Raw genomic sequence first — 22303 nt, 5'->3', positions numbered from 1 at the left:
CATGAAACTATATATGCATCGAGTTTCGCGCACGTCGTGGTGGGCAACCTCAGCCCGCAATTTACATTTTGCGCGAGATCCCTAACCTACCCGGCCTTGGTTCTTCGCGCATGCACACAAGGAGGAACCACATGGACTGGCGCGAACAGGCAGCTTGCCTCACAGTAGACCCTGAGCTTTTCTTTCCGGTCGGCAACACCGGCCCGGCGGTCGATCAGATCGAGCGCGCCAAGTCGGTGTGCGCTCGCTGCAAGGTCACCGAAATGTGCTTGCAGTACGCGATGGACACGGGCCAGGATTCCGGCGTCTGGGGCGGGCTGAGCGAAGATGAGCGTCGCGCGCTGAAGCGCCGTGCCGCTCGCGCGCGCCGCGCCTCCTAATTCCTGAATGAGTGAACGCCCCGGGCCCATCGCGGCTCGGGGCGTTCATCTGTTTATCCGCAGGGCGTGTTGCCCGATCCAAGGCAACAACAAGTAAGCCCCGGCCTGCTGGCTCGGGGCTTACTTCTTGCGTGTGTCTAGTCGGTGCCGGAGTCGAAGGCTGCCGACAGGCCCAGTTCGTCGGCCTCAACGTCAATGCCCGAGACCGCGTCCGCGATCTCCTCGGCGCCGCCCCGCTCTAGCTCACCCACGAGCTCGGCGGTCGGGCCGCCGACGAGGCCCATCTGCGCGTACTGCTCCAGCCGCGCGCGCGAATCGGCAATGTCGAGGTTGCGCATGGTGAGCTGACCGATGCGATCCTCCGGGCCGAAGGCAGCGCCCACAGTACGCTCCATCGAGAGCTTCTCGGGGTGGTAGCTGAGGTTTGGACCGGTGGTGTTGAGGATCGTGTAATCGTCACCGCGACGCAGTCGCAGCGTAACCTCGCCTGAAATGGCGGTGCCTACCCAGCGCTGAATCGACTCGCGCAACATGAGCGACTGCGGGTCGAGCCACCGGCCCTCATACATCAGGCGACCCAAGCGACGCCCCTCGTTGTGGTACGACGCGACCGTATCCTCGTTGTGGATCGCGTTCAGCAGACGCTCGTAGGCGATATGGAGCAAGGCCATTCCGGGGGCCTCGTAGATGCCGCGCGATTTCGCTTCGATGATGCGGTTCTCAATCTGATCACTGACGCCGAGCCCGTGACGACCACCGATCGCATTGGCCTCGAGCACGAGGGCGACGGGATCCGCAAATTCAACGCCATTAATCGCGACCGGACGACCGGCCTCGAACGTGACCGACACCTCTTCCGTAGCGACCTCAACGTCATCACGCCACGCAGCAACGCCCATGATCGGCTCGATGATGTCGAGCCCGGTGTCGAGAAACTCAAGCCTTTTCGCCTCGTGCGTCGCGCCCCAGATGTTCGCGTCAGTCGAATAGGCCTTTTCGGTCGCGTCTCGGTAGGGGAAGCCGCGCGCGACGAGCCACTCACTCATCTCGTGGCGACCGCCGAGTTCTTCGACAAAGCTCGAGTCAAGCCAGGGCTTGTAAATTCGCAGACGCGGGTTCGCCATGAGACCGTAACGGTAGAACCGCTCGATGTCATTGCCCTTGTAGGTGGAGCCGTCGCCCCAGATGTCAACGCCGTCGTCTTTCATTGCACGTACCAGCAGGGTGCCGGTGACGGCACGGCCAAGCGGGGTGGTGTTGAAGTATGTCTTGCCGCCGGAGCGCACGTTGAAGGCGCCGCACTGCAGGGCAACAAACCCCTCTTCCACGAGCGGAAGCTTCGCGTCGACGAGTCGAGCGATCTCGGCACCGTATTCTTTGGCTCGGCCAGCGACACCGTCAATATCTGGCTCGTCGTACTGACCGATGTCAGCGGTGTAGGTGCAGGGAACCGCACCCTTTTCGCGCATCCACGCGACCGCGCAACTGGTGTCGAGACCTCCGGAAAAAGCGATGCCGACGCGCTCGCCAACGGGAAGGGAAGAAAGGACCTTAGACATGCTCTCTAGTCTAGAGGCCCGCCGCCCGGCCTACAGCACGTCGAAGGTGCGCGGGTCCGGCCCAAAGTTCTGGCCTGCGTCGAGCGAGCCAATCGCCGCCATCTGTGCCTCGGTGAGAGAGAAATCGAAAAGATCTGCGTTCTCAAGCATCCGCTTCTTGCGAGTGGTCTTGGGAATCACGATGGTTCCCTGCTGCACGTGCCAGCGCAGCACGACCTGTGCGGGCGACTTTGAGTGCGCGACGCCTGCGTTGGTCACTGCGGGGCGCCGAAGCAGGTCGCTCTTCCCCTGAGCCAGAGGGCCCCATGCCTCGACCGCGATGCCATTCGCCTGGCAGTAGGCACGCAAGTCGCGACGTTGATGAAACGGATGCAGTTCGACCTGGTTAATGGTTGGTACAACCCCGGTCTCCTCATGCAACTCGCGCAGGTGCTCAATTTCGAAGTTCGAAACACCGATGGATTCGGTGAGCCCTGCTCCAATGAGTTGCACCATCCCTCGCCAGGCATCCAACGCGGTGCCGAGCATCGGCATCGGCCAATGGATCAGGTACAGATCGAGTCGATCGAGCCCGAGTCGATCAAGGCTTTTCTCGAACGCGCTCCGCGGATCCTCGTGATCAGTGTTCCAGAGCTTTGTGGTGATGAACAGCTCCTCGCGCGGGATGCCGCTGTTCGCAATCGCGCGACCCACTCCCTTTTCGTTGTGGTAGATGTGCGCCGTGTCGATATGGCGATAGCCAACCTCGAGCGCCTCGCTGACGATGCGCTCGGTCTCACCGGGCTCAACCATGAAGACGCCCAGGCCCACTTGGGGGATCTGATTGCCATCATTCAACGCGATCGAGGGGATCGGTAGAGCAGTCATGCGTCACTCCTTGTGAACGAGCTATCAAACAGATAGTGGATCTACGTGCTGATCCAGCTTATCCACGACGCCGCGAGGTCAAGCGTCCCACCCCGCGACCGGGATAATGGAGAAATGAAGATCGAGTTTCCGCCAGAGCTGCCTGTCAGCCAAATGCGGAGCGAGATCGAGGCGGCGATCTCCGAGCACCAGGTCGTCATCGTCGCGGGCGAGACGGGATCGGGCAAAACCACCCAGCTCCCCAAGATTGCCCTTGCGCTCGGCCGTGAGCGCATCGCCCATACGCAGCCTCGCCGAATCGCGGCCCGCACCATCGCGGAGCGTATCGCGGAGGAACTGGGCACTGAGCTCGGCGACCTCGTCGGTTACCAGGTTCGCTTCACTGACAAGGTCAGCGCGAACACGCGGATTCGCCTCATGACCGACGGCATCCTGCTGAACGCGATCCACCGCGACAGGGATCTGCGCGCCTATGACACCATCATCATCGACGAGGCGCACGAGCGCAGCCTCAACATCGACTTCTTAATCGGGTACCTGCAGACCCTTCTCCCCCGCCGCCCCGACCTCAAGGTCATCATTACGTCGGCGACCATCGACCCAGCGTCGTTCGCTGCCCACTTCGCCGACCCTCGCACCGGTACACCCGCGCCGATCATCGAGGTGTCGGGGCGCACGTTCCCCGTCGAGATCCGCTATCGGCCGCTCGTCGAAGAGATTGAGGTGCCTGATCCAAAAGGCGGGCCTCCGAAGGTGCGGAAAGTCGAGCGTGACATGTTCGACGCAATCGGCGACGCGGTCGACGAGCTCGCGAAGGAACAACCCGGCGACGTGCTCGTCTTTCTCTCGGGCGAGGCGGAGATCCGCGACGCCGCCGACGTGCTGAACAGCCGCCTTCGCGCGAGCGGGCGTGGTGCGCGAACGGAGATCCTGCCGCTCTTTGGGCGACTCAGCGCTGCCGAGCAGCACCGTGTGTTCGAACGCCGAAGCGGCGCCAGCGCCGGGGTCCGTCGGATCGTGCTCGCGACCAACGTTGCGGAGACGAGCCTCACCGTTCCGGGCATCCGCTACGTCGTTGATGCCGGCACCGCGCGCATCTCCCGCTACAGCTCGCGCAGCAAGGTGCAGCGCCTCCCAATCGAGGCAATCGCCCAGGCGAGCGCGAACCAGCGCTCCGGTCGCTCGGGTCGCACAAGCCCCGGCATCGCGATACGCCTCTACAGCGAAGACGACTACCTGGCTCGGCCCGCGTTCACCGAGCCCGAGATCCTGCGCACGGGTCTCGCAAGCGTCATCTTGCAGATGCTCGCTCTCGACCTCGGCGAGATCGCTGACTACCCCTTCCTCACTCCTCCCGATAGTCGAGGTGTGAGTGACGGGCTCGGCCTGCTGCTCGAACTCGGAGCGGTAACGCGGCACGGTAAAACACACCGGATCACGAAGGTTGGGCGCGAGCTGTCTCGGCTCCCGATCGAGCCTCGCTTTGCTCGCATGGTCATCGAGGCGCGCCGACACGGGGTCATTGCTCAGGTGTTGGCGATTGTCGCAGGGCTCACGATTCAAGACGTGCGCGAACGCCCGCAGACCGAACGGGGAAAGGCCGACGAACTGCACGCACGATTCGTCGATCCACTGGGCGACCTCATGTCGCTGCTGAATCTCTGGAACTATCTACAAGAGCAGCAGCAGGCACTCTCGTCGAGCGCGTTTCGCCGTCTCTGCAAAGCGGAATTCTTGAACTTCTTACGTGTACGCGAGTGGATGGATCTGGTGCGCCAACTTGAGCGCATCGCAAAACCCGGGCGATCCACTGCTCGTGGGCAGGCGACCCCGAAGACAGACGCTCCTCAGAACGCGCATGAGGATCTCCGGATAGCTGGTGGCGGATCGGCCGAGGCAATCCATCGCTCTGTGCTCGCAGGGCTGCTCTCACACCTCGGCGTGCGCGACGACCGACAAGACCGGCGCGCATCGCAGGGCCGCCGCAAGCCCGCACAAGAGTACCTGGGCTCGCGTGGCACCCGCTTCGCGTTGTACCCAGGATCAAGCCTCGCGAAGCGGCCACCTGAGGTCGTGATGAGCGTCGAGCTCGTCGAAACCAGCAGGCTCTTCGCACGGGGCAACGCCGCGATCGACCCGGCCTGGGCCGAGGAACTCGCGGGTCCGCTCGCGAAGCGGCAACTTGGTGAGCCGCACTGGGAGCGCAAGCAGGGTGCTGCCGTTGCCTACGAGAGGGTCACCCTCTACGGGGTGCCCATTGTGGATCGCCGCCGCGTGTTGCTCTCGCGTTTCGACGCCGTGCCCGCCCGGGAACTCTTCATTCGGCACGCGCTCGTCGAGGGCGATTGGGACTCACCACAGGCCTTCGACCGGGCAAACCGTCAGTTGCGCCGCGAGCTCGAGCAGCTTGAGGAGCGCACTCGCCAGCGCGGGCTCGTGGGCGACGACGACCGCGTGTTTGAGTTCTACGACGCGCGAGTTCCCGCCGAAGTCACCAGCGTGCGGGACTTCGAGGGATGGTGGGGCAAGGCGCAGCGCGAGACACCCAAGCTCCTTTCCATGCGCCGCGAAGATCTCCTCGAGGAGGAAGCTCCCGAGGTCGACGAACGCGAGTTCCCGCGTGAGTGGCGGCACGGCGACCAGACGCTCAGATTGCGCTACCGGTTTGAACCGGGCTCCGACGATGACGGGGTCACCGTGACGGTCCCCCTGCCGCTCCTGCCGCGCATTGACGGGAAGGAGTTCGAAAAGCTGGTGCCCGGCCTGCGCGAAGAACTCGTCACTGCCCTAATCAAGACGCTGCCGAAGGCGATCCGTAAGCACGTGGTGCCGGCCGGTGACTGGGCGCGAACGCTGCTGGCGACCGTGGGGCCGCTGCTCGACCAGCGCGACGGGCAGGCATCCGGCACGTCCCTCCGTGGCGCCAAGCCGACAGACACCGCAGATACGCTCACCGCTCTGCTCGCGGCGGAGATCCGCCGACGCACGAGCGTACAGGTCACCGCAACTGATTTCGACGTCACCCGACTCCCGGCGCACCTCACCCCCACCTTTCGTGTCGTCGACGCGCGTGGCCGCAGCGTCGGCACCGGAAAGAACCTGAACGAGCTGCAGGCCGCGCATAAGGAGCAGTCGACCCGCGGTGTTGCTCGCGTGGCCGCGGCCGCGCAGGCACGCAACGACCTCGAGCAGAAGGGCGCAACGACCTGGGCGTTTGGCGACCTCCCGCAGCACGTCGATACCGCATTCGCTGGCGGGCGCGGGGGCGGCGGAGTCGTGCGCGCCTACCCGGCGATTGTGGATCGCCGCACCAGCGTCGACCTCATGCTGGTGGCAGATGCGGGCGAGCAGGCGCGCCTCTCGACCCGGGGTGTTCGACGCCTTGTCGCGCTGAGTTCACCGTCGCCCGCGAGCTACATTCGTGAACACCTCTCGAACACAGAGAAGCTGCTGCTCGCAGCCGGTCCCTACCGTTCACTCGACCAGGCGATCGCCGACGTTTCGCTCGCGGTCGCCGACAAGATGATCAGAACGCACGCTCCGAGTGGGCTCGTGTGGAGGGCCGCCGACTTTGACTTGATCGCGAACGACTACGCGGCGGCGCTCATCGACGAGATCTACGGCACAATCGCGCTCACCGCGCGCGTTCTCGAGAGTGCGCGCCAGGCACGCAAGGCTATCGACGCGGCAAAGTCTCTGCAGGTACTCAGCCAAGTCGCCGATGCGTCAACGCAGCTCGACCAGCTTGTGTGGGCCGCAGCCGGCGGCGACGGCTTTGTCTCGCGCACAGGCACCGTCCGGCTCGAACGCCTGCCCGTGTACCTCGAAGCGATCCGCCATCGCATGGGTCAGCTCACCGCGCAACCCGGTCGTGACCGAGCCTGGCAGAACGACGTGGACCATGCGCTGAGGCTGTTCGCCGAGGCCGGGGGCGTGATCCCGTTGCCGGCCGACGCAGCCCCTCACCTGGTGCGCACCAGATGGCTCATCGAGGAACTGCGCGTCAGCCTCTTCGCCCAACATTTGCGCACCTCGGAGCCTGCTTCGCTGGCCCGCATACAGAAATCACTGGCGGGGCACTAGAATCTCCCGGTGGGCATATATCGGGATCTGAGTCGCAGCCCGGGAGTCTTCCGCATTCTCGCAGCGCAGCTTCTTGCGCGTTTTCCGTTCGGGATGCTGTCGATCACCATGCTGCTGCACATTCAGCTGACCTACGGCAACTACACGTCGGCCGGGTTAATTCTTGCTGCCCAGAGCGTGGGCCAGGCCATCTCAGGTCCGCTCGCAAGTCGGCTCATGGGGCGCCTCGGCATGCGCCCGGTGCTCATCGCCACCACCGTCGTGTGCACGGCGCTGCTGGTCGCGATTGCCCTCACGCACTTTCCACTTGCGCTCCTGACCGTCATAGCGTTTGTGGTGGGACTGACCACACCACCGATTACGCCGGCCGTGCGCACCCTGTACCCCACCATGGTTCCCGGGAACCGGCTCACCGGGCTGTTCTCACTCGATGCCTCGGCGCAGGAAATCATCTGGGTCATCGGCCCCGTGGTCGCGGTCTTCATTTCAGGCCAGATCAGTACCGTCTGGGGTTTGCTCGTCGCAGCGGCATTCATGTTCGTCGGCGGCTTCTGGTTCATCCTCAGCCCCGAGGTGGGCCGGGTCGCAGTGCCCCCCTCGCGACGTCGCTTGGGCGCGGTACTCACGAGACCGACGGTCGTCGTCTCAACCTTGCTGACGTTCTTCTTCGTCGCTTCATTCGCTGCGGTCGAGGCGGGCATCGTTGCGGCATTCGGGCACGGGGGAATCGAAGCGGGGATCATCCTTGCGGTGTTTTCAGTTGGTTCGATCGTGGGCGGACTGATTCTCGGACATCGGGATGTACGCCCGTGGACGATGTTCTGGCGCGTCATCATCGTCTTAATCGGCACCGTGCTCTGCCTCGTCAGTCTGAATCCAGTCTGGCTGAGCATCGTGCTCTTTCTGGGGGGTATTGGGATCGCCCCGTTTTTTGCGGCGTCGCTGGCAATCGTGAGCGCCACCGTAAAGTTCTCGGAGACCGCTGAAGCATACGGATGGGTGGGTACCGGGATGCTCGTGGGAGTCGCGCTGGGTTCCGCAGCAGCGGGGGTCGCCATCGACTTGCAGGGCGCGAACGGAGCGATCCTCGTGTCGGCTGCGTTGTTGGTTGCAACCGCAATAACGGCGGCCATCGCCGTGCCCTGGGTTCCGGATCTTCGCGGCAAGGACATCAGCCCCCTCACCGACACCGAGCCGGTGCGACTCCCCCCGCTGTAGGAAAAACCGCAACGGATTCCGGAGCGCCAGGCGGCTACCACTGTCGAAAACGTTCGATTTTGTGAATCGCGAGTGGCACGCCCACCTGATGTAGAGTTGCCTGGCCGGGTGTGCCAAACTGGCTGCACCCGTCAACGATGAAGTGCACTGAGGAGTGAATGATTCATGGGCATATACGCCGTCATTAACCCGGCTACTGGCGAAGAACTCGCCTCCTACCCCGACGCGACCGCCGCTGATATTGAGCAGGCCATCGCATCGGCACAGCAGGCCTATACCGAGTGGGCGCGCACCACCACCGTCGCTGAGCGAGCCGCACTGGCACAGCGCGCGGCAGAGTTGTTTGAGGAGCGCAAAGAAGAGCTCGGCGCAATCATTAATCGCGAGATGGGGAAGCCTCTCGCTGACGCCATCGGTGAAGCCGAGTTCTCGGGCGCCATCGTGGGTGCCTTCGCGCAGAACGCCGAAAAGTGGCTCGCCGACGAGGTGATCGAGGTGGAAGACGGACTGAAGTCTTTCATCCGTCACCAGGGCATCGGCGTCATCCTCGGCATCATGCCGTGGAACTACCCCTACTACCAGGTCGCGCGCTTCGCGGCCCCGAACATGATCCTCGGCAACACTGTGGTGCTGAAGCACGCGAACCAGTGCCCCGAGTCGGCCCTTGCGCTCGAGAAGATCTTCCGTGATGCCGGCTTCCCCGAGGGCGCCTACGTCAACGTCTTCGCAACGCACGAGCAGATTTCTGACATCATTGCCGACGATCGCATCCAGGGCGTCTCCCTCACCGGCAGCGAGCGGGCTGGCGCCATCGTCGGTGAGCAGGCTGGCCGCGCTCTGAAGAAGTGCGTACTCGAGCTGGGGGGCTCCGACGTCTTCCTCGTGCTCGACACCGACAACCTCGACCACGCTGTTGAGCACGCGGTGATGGGTCGCATGGAGAACACCGGTCAGGCTTGCAATGGTTCAAAGCGCATTGTGGTGCTCGACAAGTATTACGACGAGTTCGCCGCGAAGTACAAGGCTGCCATCGGTGGCCTGAGTTATGGCGACGACTTCGGCCCGCTCTCAAGCGACGCCGCAACGAAGACCCTTGCAGCCCAGGTGCAGAGCGCTCTCGACCAGGGCGCCACGGTACTTGTCGGTAACAACGAGCCCGAGGGTAACGTCTACACCCCGACCGTGCTCACCGACATCACCCCGTCGATGGACGTGTACAGCGAAGAGCTGTTCGGACCGGTCGCGCAGCTCTACCGCGTGGCCAGCGATGAAGAGGCAATCGAACTTGCGAACTCTTCGCCCTACGGCCTGGGTTCCGTCATTATCTGCGACGACCTCGAGCGCGCGGAGCGTGTGGGCAATCAGCTCGACGTGGGCATGGTCTTCATCGGCGGCGCTGGCCTGGAGGGTGCCGACGTGCCGTTCGGTGGCGTGAAGAAGTCGGGATACGGCCGCGAGCTGGGCAAGGGTGGCATGCTGGAATTCGCGAACAAGAAGCTGTTCCGCTTCGCGGAGTAGCTGTTCGGCGATCCCATTCGCCATACGAGGCCCCCGGTATCGTCACCGATACCGGGGGCCTCGTGCATCTGGCGGTGTCACCACCGAGCCGCAACACCATGCAGAAGGGCCGGGCCGATCCACTGTGGATCAACCCGGCCCTTTGCGGTCAAACTACGCGCGCTGCGTCAGGAAACCGGCAAAGAAGTCAGCCAGCTCCTGCGTTGCGGTCAGCGGAAGAATCTGCGAGACATAATGGTCGGGACGAACGACCACCACCGCACCGTCACGGCTGATACCGCGACTCTCGAAGATATCCTCACCCGTGCCGTGCGAGGTGTCGCCCGAGCCTGCGGCATACACCTTCTCGTAATCGACGAGCTGGAAGGGCCCCACCTTCGGCAAGAAGAGCTGTGGCACTCCACCGAGTTCTGCCTCACGGTGTCCCTCCTGGTAGACGACCTTCACGTCAAAGACGCTGTCAATGTCTGCGCCGGGCGGGGTGAAGCGCTGCAGCGGCGACTCGGGGCTCGTGAGCATCCAGTCGGCCCAGGCATCAAGCGCAGTGCGCTCGGCGTCGGCGAACGCGTACAGGCGATAGCGGCCGTCTGCGCGGTGATGATGCCCAATCTGCACGGGAACCGCGTCACACACGCGCACAGTCTCTGCAGACCGAAAGCGCTTGCCGAGAGGATATCCCGTGGCCAACTCCTGCTGCGCATTTTCTGCGATGAGGGCTCCGGGCTCGTACTGCGTCATGAAACCAGCGGGGAACTCGGCGGTGGCCACGTAGAAGTCCTCGAGTTCAGATGGGGAAGCGAATTCCTCGGGACGCTTCGCCATCATCGAAGACCACTCGCGGTCGAAGTCAATCAGGTTCTTTGCAATGACCTGACGTTCGTCGCTGTAGGTCTCCAACAAGCTTTCCGGGCTCCGCCCCTCGAGCACGTAGCCGAGCTTCCAGGCAAGGTTCCAGCCGTCCTGCATCGACACATTCATGCCCTGGCCGGCCTTCGCGCTGTGCGTGTGGCAGGCATCACCGAGGAGGAAGACGCGAGGTTTGCCATCGGGCGAGGTCGCCGCGTCGTCGAAGCGATCAGTCAAGCGGTGCGCCACCTCGTAGACGCTACTCCAGGCCACGTCGCGCACCTCGAGCTTGTAGGGGTGAATAATGGCCTGTGCGCGCTCGACGATCTTCTCGAGCGGGGTTTCCCGCACCTTTCCGTTGTCGTTCTCGTCGACCTCACCAAGGTCGACATACATGCGGAACAGGTGGTTGCCCTCGCGAGGAATATGCAGAATGTTTCCACCGTCTTCAGACTGAATCGCGCACTTCTTGCGAATGTCTGGGAAGTCGGTCTCGGCAAGCACATCCATGACGCCCCAGGCGTGAAAGGACTGGTCACCCTTCAAGCTGCCGCCAATAGCATGACGGACACCCGATCTGGCACCGTCAGCCCCGACGACATACTTCGCACGGACGATCTTCTCCTGCCCCTCCATGGGGCCGGAGGTGTGTTTCAGCGTCACAGTCACCGGGTAGTCGCCTTCGCCAGTCACGGTGAGGCCAACGAAATCGTACCCGTAATCGACCTTACTTCGAGCGGGTGCCTTCGCGGCATACTCTGCAAAGTAATCAATGACTCGTGCCTGATTCACAATCAGATGCGGGAACTCACTAATGCCGTTGGGGTCATCCGACGTGATGGCCGTGCGAGTAATCGAACCGGGATTTTTCGTGTCTGGCTTCCAGAACGCCATCTCAGTGATCTGGTATGCCTCCTGCACGATCTGCGGAGCAAAGCCAAAAGCCTGGAAGGTCTCCACGCTGCGTGCCTGAATGCCATCGGCCTGACCGATCACGAGACGGCCAGGGCGACGCTCAATGATGCGTGTCACCACGTGGGGGAACTGCGCCAGCTGCGCCGCGGCAATGATGCCAGCTGGGCCCGAACCCACGATGAGCACGTCGATTTCCTCAGGCAGCTCCTCGGGCCGATCCAGACCGACACCCGAGGCGGGCAGAAGTCTCGGGTCTTCGGATACATACCCATGGTGGTGAAATTGCACGCTGTCTCCTCACTGCACTGTGAGCGGCGTCAGGCGCTGATCACCGCTACATGTTCGCTATTTGAACACACTTTCTAAATACTGCAATCATCAGTGTAAGCCTCGAATTCGCATATGCAAAGCGCACCCTATTCACCCAGGTGCTTACGGGAGGAAATTGCTCGCTCTGCCTCACGCCGATCCTGCCGCTCACGGAGGGTCTGCCGCTTGTCATACTCCTTCTTGCCCTTCGCGAGCGCAATCTCGACCTTCGCACGCCCGTTCAGAAAGTAGAGTTGTAGCGGCACGATCGTCATACCGCCCTCCCGCGTCTTGCTATACAGCTTGTCGATCTGTTGACGGTGCAGCAGAAGCTTGCGCTTGCGCCTCGGCGCGTGGTTAGTCCAGGACCCGTTGAGGTACTCGGGAATATAGACGGCATCAAGCCAGGCCTCGCCGTTTTCAAAGAACACGTATCCGTCGAGCAGCGACGCGCGCCCCATGCGCAGCGACTTCACCTCGCTGCCGGAGAGCACCATGCCCGCCTCGAAGGTGTCTAGAATGTGGTAATCGTGCCGCGCCTTCTTGTTCGACGCGATCAGCTTCTGACCGGCCTCTTTCGGCATCGGACACCCCAGTTTCTTTGCACAGTGGATCGCTAAACGAACCCCCAGCTTACCGCCGAGCGCGTGAAAGGATCTGGCTCGCTATACGCGGAGGTATCTACTTATCGCAATTTTCGCAGCTATCGCAGAGAGCACGACCCCGATGCCCACCAGGATCGGCGGAACGATGAGCGACTGCTCGACCGTGACGTAACTCGTGAATGGCAGATTGATCACCAGGAAATCTTGCACAAAGAACTTCACGACGGCGACGGATGCCACCCCCGCAAGCACTGCTCCAAAGAGCGCAGAAATGATGCCCTCAAGAATGAACGGCGTCTGTATGAATCGGTTGGAAGCGCCCACGAGCCGCATGATGCCAATCTCTCTGCGACGCGAGAAGGCAGACAACCTGATGGTGGTCGAGATCAAGAGCATCGCAGCAACCAACATCAGACCGGCGATGGCGATCGCAGTGTAGCTTGCTACCCCCAGGAACAGGAAGATCCGGTCAAGCAGACTGCGTTGATCCGTGACGCTCTGCACCCCGGGAATACCACTGAAGGTTTCTTGAATGATCGCAGACCGTGAGGGATCCTCGAGCTTCAACCAGAACGTCTGGTTGAGTTGCTCGGGGGTCGTGATGTCAACAATCGGGTTGCCAGCGAACTGCTCGGTGAATTCCTCGTAAGCCTCGTCGTGATCCACGAAGAAGTACTCCGAAATGTACGGCTGCAGAGTGGGTGAGTTCAGCGCGTCCTCGACTGCCGCGATCTGCTCAGGCGTGACATCTTCGCCTGAGCATGTCGCGCTTTGGTCGTAATCCGTGCAGAGATAGACAGCCACCTGCGCGCGGTCGTACCAGAAGGCCTTCATCTGCTGTACCTGCAGTTGCATCAGGATCGCAGCACCCACGAAGGTCAGCGACACAAAGGTCACGAGCACTACCGATATCACCACGGAAAGGTTGCGACGAAGTCCGCTCCAGACCTCGCCAAGCACTAGCCCCACCCTCATCGCACGGGCCCCACATCTGTTTGATCGTCGTCATCTCGGGCGTTCAGCCCCAGTCGTTCGGCGAGCCCGCCGCGCTCGGCGAGACGCACCGGGTCAATTTCATCTCCGGGTTCCAGGAAGGCCGGGATTCGGGATCCAGGAGTCCGTGAGGCGCGAACTGTGCGATCGAGGTCATCGTCAGCCTCGGGCAGAGTCAACGCCTCCCCGGGCTGCACCCGGGCCGTGAATTCTGGCCTCACCAACGCGGGGTTGCTCGAGGCTGGCTCTGCCGGAGTCGGCGTCGAAGGCTCTGTGACCACAGGCACAGCAGCAACGGGAGGGGCGGCCTGTAAGTCGCTCTCCGCCTCGGGCGCAAGCGTCTGGCGAACGACCTCTTCGCTGGCGCGCAGCACCTGCGCGCCAGCCGCGGTCAGGTCCGCAAGCGGGATCGACGCAGTTTCGCCGTACCCGCCGCTCTGCTCGTCGCGCACAACGACACCCTGTGAAAGTTCAACCACCCGCTGCCGCATGATGTCGACGAAGGTGGCCTCGTGTGTGGCCATGACGACCGTGGTGCCCGCCGCGTTAATCGCGCGAAGCAACTGCATGATCCCGAGGCTCGTTGCGGGGTCAAGGTTGCCGGTCGGCTCGTCCGCGAGCAATATCGCAGGCTTGTTAACGATTGCACGAGCGATCGCAACACGCTGTTGCTCACCACCCGACAGCTCGTGCGGGAAACGCTTGAATTTGCCCTCGAGGCCCACCATCTTCAGCGTGTCCGGCACGGCCTCCTGAATGAAGCCTCGAGATTTCCCGATGACCTGCAGAGAAAAGGCGACGTTGTCGTACACGGTCTTGTTGGCGAGCAGCCGGAAGTCTTGGAAGACCACGCCGAGGTTGCGCCTGAAGTAGGGCACCTTGCGGCTCGAAATCTTGCTGAGGTCGTGGCCCAGTACGTGGATGCTGCCGCCTGACGGCTGCTCCTCGCGCAGGATGAGCCTCAGGCAGCTCGATTTGCCGGAGCCGGAGGCCCCCACAATAAAGACGAATTCCCCGCGGTCGACGCGAAGATTGACACTGTCGAGCGCCGGGCGCTGAATGCCCCGGTACTTCTTACTGACGTTCTCAAAGAGGATCATGACGGATCGACCCTACGCCGAGCGCGGGCCTCCTCACCTGCGACTCGCGGAGAAGCGGGCAGGTATCAGGAAGCTTTGCTCAGAGAGCGCCACCGAATGCCCGCGGCGATGAAACCATCAATGTCGCCGTCGAACACTGCCTGCGGGTTATTCACCTCGTGCTCGGTGCGCAGATCCTTGACCATTTGATAAGGAGCGAGCACGTAGCTGCGCATCTGGTCTCCCCAGCTCGCTGTGATGGTGCCCGCAAGTTCTTTCTTCTTCGCCGCTTCTTCCTCGCGCTGCAGCAGCAGCAGCCGGGACTGCAGCACCCGCATGCCCGCTGCCCTGTTCTGTATCTGGCTCTTCTCGTTCTGCATCGACACAACGGTGCCGGTCGGAATGTGGGTGATACGCACCGCGGAGTCGGTAGTGTTTACCGACTGACCGCCAGGACCGCTCGATCGATAGACATCAATGCGGAGGTCTCCCTCGGGAATCTCAACCTCAACCGCCTCGGGCATCAACGGAATCACCTCGACGGCGGCAAAGCTCGTTTGCCTCTTGCCTGCGGCACCAAACGGACTCATCCGCACGAGGCGGTGCGTGCCGGCTTCCACCGAGAGAGTGCCAAACGCATAGGGGGCATCGACCTCGAAGGTGGTCGACTTGATACCGGCCTCCTCCGCGTAGCTCGTCTCCATGACCTGCACGCGATACCCATGTTTTTCCGCCCAGCGCAGGTACATGCGCTGCAGCATCTCGGCGAAGTCAGCGGCGTCGACGCCTCCGGCGCCCGAGCGAATCGTGACGACTGCAGGGTTGTCGTCGTACTCGCCCGAAAGCATCGTCTGGACCTCAAGCTCACCAACGAGCGCCTCGATGGCGGCTAACTCGCTCTTCGCCTCACTGGCCGAGTCTTCATCATCAACCTCTTGGGCGAGCTCAATGAGCACCTCAAGATCGTCGAGCCGGTCTTGCACCCCGCGGAGCTTCGCGACGCGCGCCTTGCTATGGCTGAGTCCGCTGGTGACGCGTTGCGCCTCCTCCTGGTCATTCCACAGACCGGGCTCGGCGGCTTGCGCCTCAAGTTCGCCGATTTCGCGTTCCAGTTTCGGCAGGTCCATGACAGCGGCAATGTCAGCGTAGGTAGAGCGCACCGCGCGGATACGGCTACCGAGATCGAGATCAAACATGATCTTGCAAGCCTACCTTCCCGCGTCGCCGCGAGGCGCGTGTCGGCCACAGTGGATCGGCCCCAGCTCCAGCGCCGCCAGGGCAGAGGGCCGATCCACTGTGGAGGCGCTACGCGGCCTTCGCGAGTCGCTTAGCTCGGTTGATGCGCGACATCTGCACCGCGATAACCAGGATGATCGCGGTGATGAACACCATTGCGGCGAGCACGTTCGCCTGCGCGGGCACACCGCGAAGCGCCGACGTGTAGATGAACTTCGGGAAAGTGCTCACTGTGCCCGAGTTGAAGTTCGTGATGATGAAATCATCGAACGACAATGCGAAACTCAAGAGCGCCGCACCGATAATGCCGGGCATGAGCATCGGGAGGGTGATGCGCCAGAACACCTGGCCAGGCGACCCGTAGAGGTCGCGGCCCGCCTCTTCGATCGCCGGGTCAAGACCCGCGACGCGCGCCTTGACGGCCACGACGACATAGGAGACGCAGAACATCGTGTGGGCAAGAATAATCGTGCCAATGCCCTTCTCGACACCCGCAAGAAGGAACTGCGCCGCGAGACCAGCACCCAGGACGACCTCGGGGGTGGCCATAGGAGTGAAGAGCAGCAAGCTGACCGTCGAGCGACCTTTGAACTTGTAACGCACGAGCGCGATCGCGATCATGGTCCCCAGCACGGTCGCGGCGATCGTCGCAACGACGCCCACCAGCACGCTGTTGCCGAACGCTTGGCAGACGTTGGGCGCGCCACACGGGTTCATCCAGTTGTCGAGAGTGAACCCCCGCCACGTGATGTTGTTGCGGCCTGCGTCGTTGAACGAGAACACGATGACCCAGAAAATGGGCAACAGTAGGTAGATGAGGGCGATGATACCCACCGTCGGAACGAACGCTTTGCCCAGGCTGAAGTTTCTCACAGCAGGTCCTCCGTTCCGCTCTTGCGAACGTAAGTCGCGACGATGACCAAGATGATCGCCATCAGGATCACCGAGAGGGTCGCGGCCATCGGATAGTTCTGGGACGACAGGAAGTTCGATTCGATGACGTTACCGATCATCGCCGTTCCAGTGCCACCGAGGAACTCACGCGAGGCGTTAATGTAATCGCCCGACATGGGGATGAAGCTGAGCAGCGTTCCCGCCACGACCCCTGTCATTGACAGCGGCAGTGTGACCTTGAAAAACGTGGTCACAGGCGATGCATATAGGTCGGAACCCGCTTCCAGCATCCGCAAGTCGAGCGATTGCAGTGACGCGAAAATTGGGAGCGTCATAAACGGTATGAAGTTATAGGTCAGGCCAAAGATAACCGAGAAATCGGTACCTATGAGCTCGGAGGGCAGAATTTGCTTCCACGCGAGAGTGCGCAGCAAGAAGCTGATGAAGAAGGGTGCAATCACGAGGATGAGTGCGAGCCCTTGCAGCATCGGAAATGGACGTAGTTTCACACCGATCAGATAGGCCAGCGGATAGCTGATAAGTAATCCGGCAACAGTGGCGACGAGTGCGTAGACAAACGACCGCATGATATGCGGCCAGTACTCGGCAATCGCCACAGCGTAATTGGAGATCTGGAAGGCGGTGACGTACTCGCCGATCCCCGCATTCTCTGGCGCCATTTGCAGCGATGTAAAAATCAGTTGAATGAAGGGCGCGACGAAGAACAATGCCATGTAGGCGATGCCTGGTGCGAGCAACACAAGCGCCGTCCACGAGCGCTTGCGCGGCGCCTGCTCGATAGCCGACGCGTTCCCGGCAAAAGCGGTAAAAGCCATGGCTTCCCCCTACTCCGCGAGACTTGCCCGGGTGGCGATGGCCCGCGTCGAGAAGTCGCCGTTCAGGGCTCCAGTATCAAGTCGGTCATCCGCGAGTCCGAACGTATGTTCCGCCAACCAGCTGAGCCATACCGTCTCGCCCAGGTGAGCAGCCGGGCCCGCCTCAACGTTCTGCGCGAAGACCTGCACCTCACCAAATTCAGGTGCCTGCACCGAATACTGCGTGCTGACGCCGGTAAAGGAGACATCAGTGATGCGCCCAGGGCCGATCACATTGACTGCGGCATCCTCGATAGGCGCCTGCGTATGCAACCGCATCTTCTCCGGGCGCACGCCCACCGTGATCGATCCGCTGTCTCGAGCGCTGCGGTCGCGAGGCACCGTGATGCGGTGACCGTTCAGATCGGTGTGGAGCACCTGATCAGTCCCACCCACCACCTGTACCTCGAAAAGATTTGACTGACCAAGGAAGTTTGCGACGAAGACGGTTCGGGGAAGCTCATAGAGCTCTGCGGGAGCCCCCATCTGCTCGATGCGCCCCTTGTTCATCACGGCCACGGTGTCGGCCATTGTCATGGCCTCCTCCTGATCGTGGGTCACATGCAGGAACGTGAGTCCGACCTCCTGTTGAATCTGCTTGAGCTCCTGCTGCATCTGCCGACGCAGCTTCAGGTCGAGCGCTCCGAGCGGCTCGTCGAGCAGAAGAAGGGCGGGCCGGTTGACCACAGCTCGGGCCAGCGCGACGCGCTGCTGCTGCCCGCCAGACAGCTGCGCCGGCTTGCGATCCGATACATGATCGAGCTCGACCAGCGCGAGCGCTTCATGCGCCTTCTCAAGCGGATCAGCAACTTTACGGCGGCGCAGGCCGAACGCTACGTTCTCGAGAATTGACATGTGAGGGAACAGTGCGTAGGACTGAAACACCGTGTTGACCTGTCGCTTGTGGGGCTTCAGATCTGTCACATCATTCCCACCGATCAGGATCTTGCCAGCGCTCGGATCCTCCAAGCCTGCCACGAGGCGCAATGTCGTCGTCTTCCCGCAGCCCGACGGTCCCAACAGGGCGAAGAACGAGCCCGCAGGGATTTTCAGATCGAGGCGTTCGATGGCGGTGAACCCCGGAAATCGCTTCTGAATTCCGACCAACTCAAGGTCAGCCCCCGCCTCGGCGAAGGCCTGTACGTCTGCCATATCTAGAGCCCCAGTACCTTGTTAAAATCGCTGGTGAATTTCTTGTCTTCCTGTGGGGTGAGCGTGCGGAAACCCTTCAGTCGGGCGTTCATCTCGTCGTCCGGGAAGATCAGCGGATTATTCACCTGCTCAGGGTTCACCTGCTCCATCGCCTCCTGAGCACCCACCACCGGGGTCACGAACCACACGTAGTCGGCGACTTCCGCTGCGACTTCAGGCTCGTAGTAATAATTGATGAGTTCCTCGACGAGGGCCTTGTTCTCGGCGCTAGTACCGTTCGGAACGGTGAACGAATCGGCCGTGATCATGCCACCCGACTCGGGCACCTCCAGCGTCCACCGTTCACCCTGCTCCGCGTTCAGGATCGCGATGTCACCCGTCCACGCGATTGCCGCAAGCGTCACGTCCTGCTCGAGGTCTTGCGTATAAGAGTTGCCCTTGATCTGCGCAATCTGGCCGCTCTGAATCGCGGTGTCGAGCCACTCCAGCGCGGCATCGAATTCCGCGTCACCCCAGGTACCGGCCACATCCACACCCTGGGCCGCCATGATGATGCCCATCGTGTCGCGCATCTCCGTGAGCACGCCGACTTTACCCTTGAGCTCCGGGCGCAGGAAATCGTCGAGCGTCTTAATGCCGTTCGGCACCGCTTCGGTGTTCCACACGAATCCCGAAGCAGGAGCCTGCCAGGGCATCGTGAACTTTCGGCCAGGATCGAGGTCGAGACTATTGAGCAGAGACGGCAGCAGGTTCTTCGTGTTCGGCATGTTCGCCGCGTCGAGCTCCTGGATCTGCCCATCCTGAATCAATCGACCGTTCATCCAGTCGGTGAGAGTGATGGTGTCATACCCGGTGAACTGGTCGAGCGCGAGTTGATCCTTGATCTTGCCGTAGAAAGTGTTGTTGTCGTCGATGTCTTCGATGTACTCAACTTCGACGTTTGACTGGGCCATAAACGCGTCGAGTGTCGGCCACGTGCCAGTCTCTTCGTTGTAGTCGAGATAGTAGGTCCAGTTGCCCCAGACAATTGAGCCCGCGGAGCCGTCACCCTGCTCTACGCCTGCACCGCCCCCGCCGGCACAGGCGCTGAGGGCCAATGCTCCGGCACCCGCGGCACCAACAGCACCGCCGCGCAGCAGTGCGCGACGGTTGAACTGGGACTGGCGAACCATGTTGACCAGATCTCGGACGATTGGGTCTTGGGGAATTCGACGTACCACGAGGGGACTCCTTGACTCGTTTACAGCTAGTGCATCCCGATCAAGGCGCCAATGGCATCCTCGCCGGGATCGGTAATCAGAGAATGTCACAGGTAAGCCCTATGAGACAACCTCACCGCACCCAAATCTGAAGATTCTTCACGGAACAGTTACACAGTTGAAACTCGCGCTACGAATTCAGTTGCGGATCGGGGCTTTGGAGGTGAAATTCGTCGCAGCTCGAGGCAGGTGCACCCTGGCCAGGAACACGACGGCAGGAGCCCTCCGGGCCGGTTCAGAGCGTGCTTCATGTCATCGAGCGCCGAGTGGGCGACAGTCGCTCCAGGGCGAACCAGACCCCCGATAGCGCCGAGCGCATCTGCGGTTGACACTGTCACACAAACCTAGATGAAATCGTCCGCAAAACCATCGGTTAACTTCGAAAATCAGCTGGGTAGGCGCGTCAACTCTTCGAATTCCTTTGCATTTTTGTGATGAAGGTGTCAAGATCAGTGGTGTGGGCACCAAACGAACTAACGTCGCGCTCGACGCGACCTCGAAAGCGATCATCGAGCAGCTGCAGCTCGATGGCCGTCGTTCGTACGCTGAGATTGGCAAGGCTGTGGGCCTGAGCGAGGCTGCCGTGCGTCAGCGAGTACAGAAACTTACTGAAGCCGGAGTTATGCAGATCGTTGCGGTCACTGACCCGATGCGGCTCGGTTTTAGTCGTCAGGCAATGCTGGGAATCCGAGTCTCGGGTGACACTCGAGCCGTGGCTGACATGCTTTCCGAGATGCCCGAGGTTGACTACGTAGTGCTCAGCGCAGGCTCGTTTGACATCCTTGCCGAAGTCGTCTGTGAAGACGATGACGCGCTCATTGAACTCCTGAATCACAAGATCCGGGCCCTGGACGGAGTCTCAACAACCGAGACGTTCGTCTACCTCCAACTGAAGAAACAGAAATACGACTGGGGAACACGATAGTCATGTCATACGATCCAACAGCCCAGGCCGATTCCTCGGCCCTTCAGGCGAGCGCCAAACAACACCTCTGGCCTCACTTCACGAACCGCAAGGTGATGAACGACGGTATTCCCGTCGTGACGCGCGCCGAAGGTCACCATATCTACGACGCTGCGGGCAAGAAGTACTTCGATGGCCTTTCAGGCTTGTTCGTGGTGAATGCAGGCCACGGCCGCGACCGCATCGTTGAGGCCGCAGCCAAGCAGATGAAGCAGCTTGATTTCATGCCGCTGTGGTCCTACGCTCACCCGGCCGCCGTTGAGCTAGCCGAGCGTCTCTCGGGTTACGCTCCCGGTCAAATGAACAAGGTGTTCTTCACCACGGGCGGCGGCGAAGCCGTCGAGTCAGCATTTAAGCTGGCCAAGCACTTCTGGAAGATCCAGGGCAAGCCGATGAAGCACAAGGTGATCTCGCGTGCCGTCGCTTATCACGGCACCCCACAGGGCGCGTTGGCGATCACCGGCATCCCCGACATGAAGAAGTTCTACGAGCCTCTTACCCCCGGCGGTCACCGGGTACCCAACACCAACTTCTACCGTGCAGCCGAGATGGGTGCGCCTTCTGACGACATCGAGGCGTTTGGCCTGTGGGCGGCAAACCGCATCGAAGAGGCGATCCTTTTTGAGGGCGAAGACACCGTTGCGGCCGTCTTCCTTGAGCCCGTGCAGAACTCGGGTGGATGTTTCCCGCCTCCCCCCGGCTACTTCAAGCGCGTGCGCGAAATCTGCGATCAGTACGATGTGCTTCTGGTCAGCGATGAAGTGATCTGCGCTTATGGTCGTATCGGCGACTTCTTCGCATCGAAGGCGCTCGGGTACGAGCCAGACATCATCACTTCCGCCAAGGGCATCACCTCGGGCTACGTGCCACTGGGCGCGATGATCGTTAGCGACAAGGTGTCCGAGCCATTCAACTCGGTGGAGAATACCTTCTACCACGGCTTCACCTTTGCGGGCCATCCCGCGGCGGCTGCTGCGGCGCTGGCAAACTTCGACATCTTTGAGGAAGAAGACCTCAATGGTCGCGTGCGCGAGAACAGCCCGCTGTTCCGCTCCGAGCTCGAGAAGCTGCTCGATATCGATATCGTCGGTGACGTGCGCGGTGAGGGCTACTTCTTCGGAATTGAACTCGTCAAAGACAAGGCCACGAAGGAGACCTTCAATGCGGAGGAGTCGGATCGCCTCCTCCGCGACTACCTCTCCCCCGCACTGTGGGAGGCTGGCCTGTACTGCCGCGCTGACGACCGGGGAGACCCTGTGATCCAGCTCGCTCCGCCGCTGACGATCGGTCCGGCAGAGTTTGCGGAAATCGGCGGCATTCTCCGCAGCGTACTGAAAGACGCATCTTCGAAGATCTAGTCTGATCTGCGGTGCCACAGGGGCTCGTCTCGCTCACGCGAGGCGGGCCCCTTCGCCTTTTCCTGAGTTGAAGTTCCCGAGCGCTGCGAACCTCAATTTGAGGCAACACGCCCCGATGCTTCAGGTTCCTGCCTCGCCGCGCTTTCCCCAAATTGATGCCCGGGGGTGTCCAGAACCTCAATTTGGGGAAAGC

The 22303-nt window shown here is 61.7% G+C and carries 17 protein-coding genes; 6 read left to right on the top strand and 11 right to left on the bottom strand.

The genetic code is table 11. The features are described 5' to 3' along the window. Positions 1-131: 131 nt before the first annotated feature. Positions 132-380: a WhiB family transcriptional regulator gene (locus ACTNFJ_RS02670; RefSeq protein ID WP_433646905.1), complete on the top strand. Its 249-nt coding sequence runs from the start codon at positions 132-134 to the stop codon at positions 378-380. A gap of 137 nt (positions 381-517) precedes the next feature. Here ACTNFJ_RS02670 and argG read toward each other — a convergent pair whose 3' ends face one another. Next, positions 518-1939 carry an argininosuccinate synthase gene (gene argG, locus ACTNFJ_RS02665; RefSeq protein ID WP_435906659.1) on the bottom strand — a complete coding sequence of 474 codons (1422 nt, stop codon included), beginning with the start codon at positions 1937-1939 and terminating at the stop codon, positions 518-520. 30 nt (positions 1940-1969) lie between these two features. Next, complete coding sequence (locus ACTNFJ_RS02660; RefSeq protein WP_435906660.1) at positions 1970-2806, bottom strand: aldo/keto reductase; 837 nt, start codon at positions 2804-2806, stop codon at positions 1970-1972. Positions 2807-2920: 114 nt separating this feature from the next. On the opposite strand from ACTNFJ_RS02660, the gene hrpA reads away from it, so the two are divergent. The 3 genes from hrpA to ACTNFJ_RS02645 all read left to right on the top strand — a co-directional run bounded on the left by hrpA (position 2921) and on the right by ACTNFJ_RS02645 (position 9625). Beyond that, positions 2921-6889 carry an ATP-dependent RNA helicase HrpA gene (gene hrpA / locus ACTNFJ_RS02655; protein WP_435906661.1) on the top strand — a complete coding sequence of 1323 codons (3969 nt, stop codon included), beginning with the start codon at positions 2921-2923 and terminating at the stop codon, positions 6887-6889. Between the two features lie 9 nt (positions 6890-6898). Then, positions 6899-8107, top strand: a complete 1209-nt coding sequence (locus ACTNFJ_RS02650; RefSeq protein ID WP_435906662.1) for an MFS transporter — start codon at positions 6899-6901, stop codon at positions 8105-8107. 165 nt (positions 8108-8272) lie between these two features. Next, positions 8273-9625 carry an NAD-dependent succinate-semialdehyde dehydrogenase gene (locus ACTNFJ_RS02645; RefSeq protein WP_435906663.1) on the top strand — a complete coding sequence of 451 codons (1353 nt, stop codon included), beginning with the start codon at positions 8273-8275 and terminating at the stop codon, positions 9623-9625. 153 nt (positions 9626-9778) lie between these two features. Here ACTNFJ_RS02645 and ACTNFJ_RS02640 read toward each other — a convergent pair whose 3' ends face one another. The 9 genes from ACTNFJ_RS02640 to ACTNFJ_RS02600 all read right to left on the bottom strand — a co-directional run bounded on the left by ACTNFJ_RS02640 (position 9779) and on the right by ACTNFJ_RS02600 (position 19749). Further along, complete coding sequence (locus ACTNFJ_RS02640) at positions 9779-11674, bottom strand: FAD-binding monooxygenase (protein ID WP_435906664.1); 1896 nt, start codon at positions 11672-11674, stop codon at positions 9779-9781. A gap of 128 nt (positions 11675-11802) precedes the next feature. After that, positions 11803-12279: an SsrA-binding protein SmpB gene (smpB, locus tag ACTNFJ_RS02635; RefSeq protein WP_435906665.1), complete on the bottom strand. Its 477-nt coding sequence runs from the start codon at positions 12277-12279 to the stop codon at positions 11803-11805. Positions 12280-12360: 81 nt separating this feature from the next. After that, positions 12361-13275, bottom strand: coding sequence for a permease-like cell division protein FtsX (gene ftsX, locus ACTNFJ_RS02630; RefSeq protein WP_435906666.1), 915 nt, complete (start codon positions 13273-13275; stop codon positions 12361-12363). Further along, positions 13272-14393 carry a cell division ATP-binding protein FtsE gene (gene ftsE / locus ACTNFJ_RS02625; protein ID WP_435906667.1) on the bottom strand — a complete coding sequence of 374 codons (1122 nt, stop codon included), beginning with the start codon at positions 14391-14393 and terminating at the stop codon, positions 13272-13274. Before ftsE ends, ftsX begins: the two co-directional genes overlap by 4 nt. A gap of 65 nt (positions 14394-14458) precedes the next feature. Next, positions 14459-15568 (bottom strand): peptide chain release factor 2, encoded by a 1110-nt coding sequence (prfB, locus tag ACTNFJ_RS02620; RefSeq protein ID WP_435906668.1) that lies wholly within the window; start codon positions 15566-15568, stop codon positions 14459-14461. A gap of 109 nt (positions 15569-15677) precedes the next feature. Next, on the bottom strand, positions 15678-16481 hold the full coding sequence (locus ACTNFJ_RS02615; protein ID WP_435906669.1) for an ABC transporter permease: 804 nt from the start codon (positions 16479-16481) through the stop codon (positions 15678-15680). Continuing rightward, entirely contained in the window at positions 16478-17338 is an 861-nt protein-coding gene (locus tag ACTNFJ_RS02610; RefSeq protein ID WP_435906670.1) for an ABC transporter permease, read from the bottom strand. Before ACTNFJ_RS02610 ends, ACTNFJ_RS02615 begins: the two co-directional genes overlap by 4 nt. Positions 17339-17347: 9 nt before the next feature. Continuing rightward, on the bottom strand, positions 17348-18529 hold the full coding sequence (locus ACTNFJ_RS02605; RefSeq protein WP_435906671.1) for an ABC transporter ATP-binding protein: 1182 nt from the start codon (positions 18527-18529) through the stop codon (positions 17348-17350). Positions 18530-18531: 2 nt separating this feature from the next. Then, on the bottom strand, positions 18532-19749 hold the full coding sequence (locus ACTNFJ_RS02600; protein WP_435906672.1) for an ABC transporter substrate-binding protein: 1218 nt from the start codon (positions 19747-19749) through the stop codon (positions 18532-18534). 496 nt (positions 19750-20245) lie between these two features. On the opposite strand from ACTNFJ_RS02600, the gene ACTNFJ_RS02595 reads away from it, so the two are divergent. After that, a complete protein-coding gene (locus tag ACTNFJ_RS02595; RefSeq protein ID WP_435906673.1) occupies positions 20246-20713 on the top strand; it encodes an Lrp/AsnC family transcriptional regulator in 468 nt (155 codons plus the stop codon). Positions 20714-20715: 2 nt separating this feature from the next. After that, positions 20716-22110 carry an aspartate aminotransferase family protein gene (locus ACTNFJ_RS02590; RefSeq protein WP_435906674.1) on the top strand — a complete coding sequence of 465 codons (1395 nt, stop codon included), beginning with the start codon at positions 20716-20718 and terminating at the stop codon, positions 22108-22110. Positions 22111-22303 lie beyond the last annotated feature (193 nt).

This window comes from Leucobacter shiyiweii, from assembly GCF_052446065.1.
Taxonomy (GTDB): Bacteria; Actinomycetota; Actinomycetes; order Actinomycetales; family Microbacteriaceae; genus Leucobacter.
This window is presented reverse-complemented; position numbering and strand designations above follow the sequence as displayed.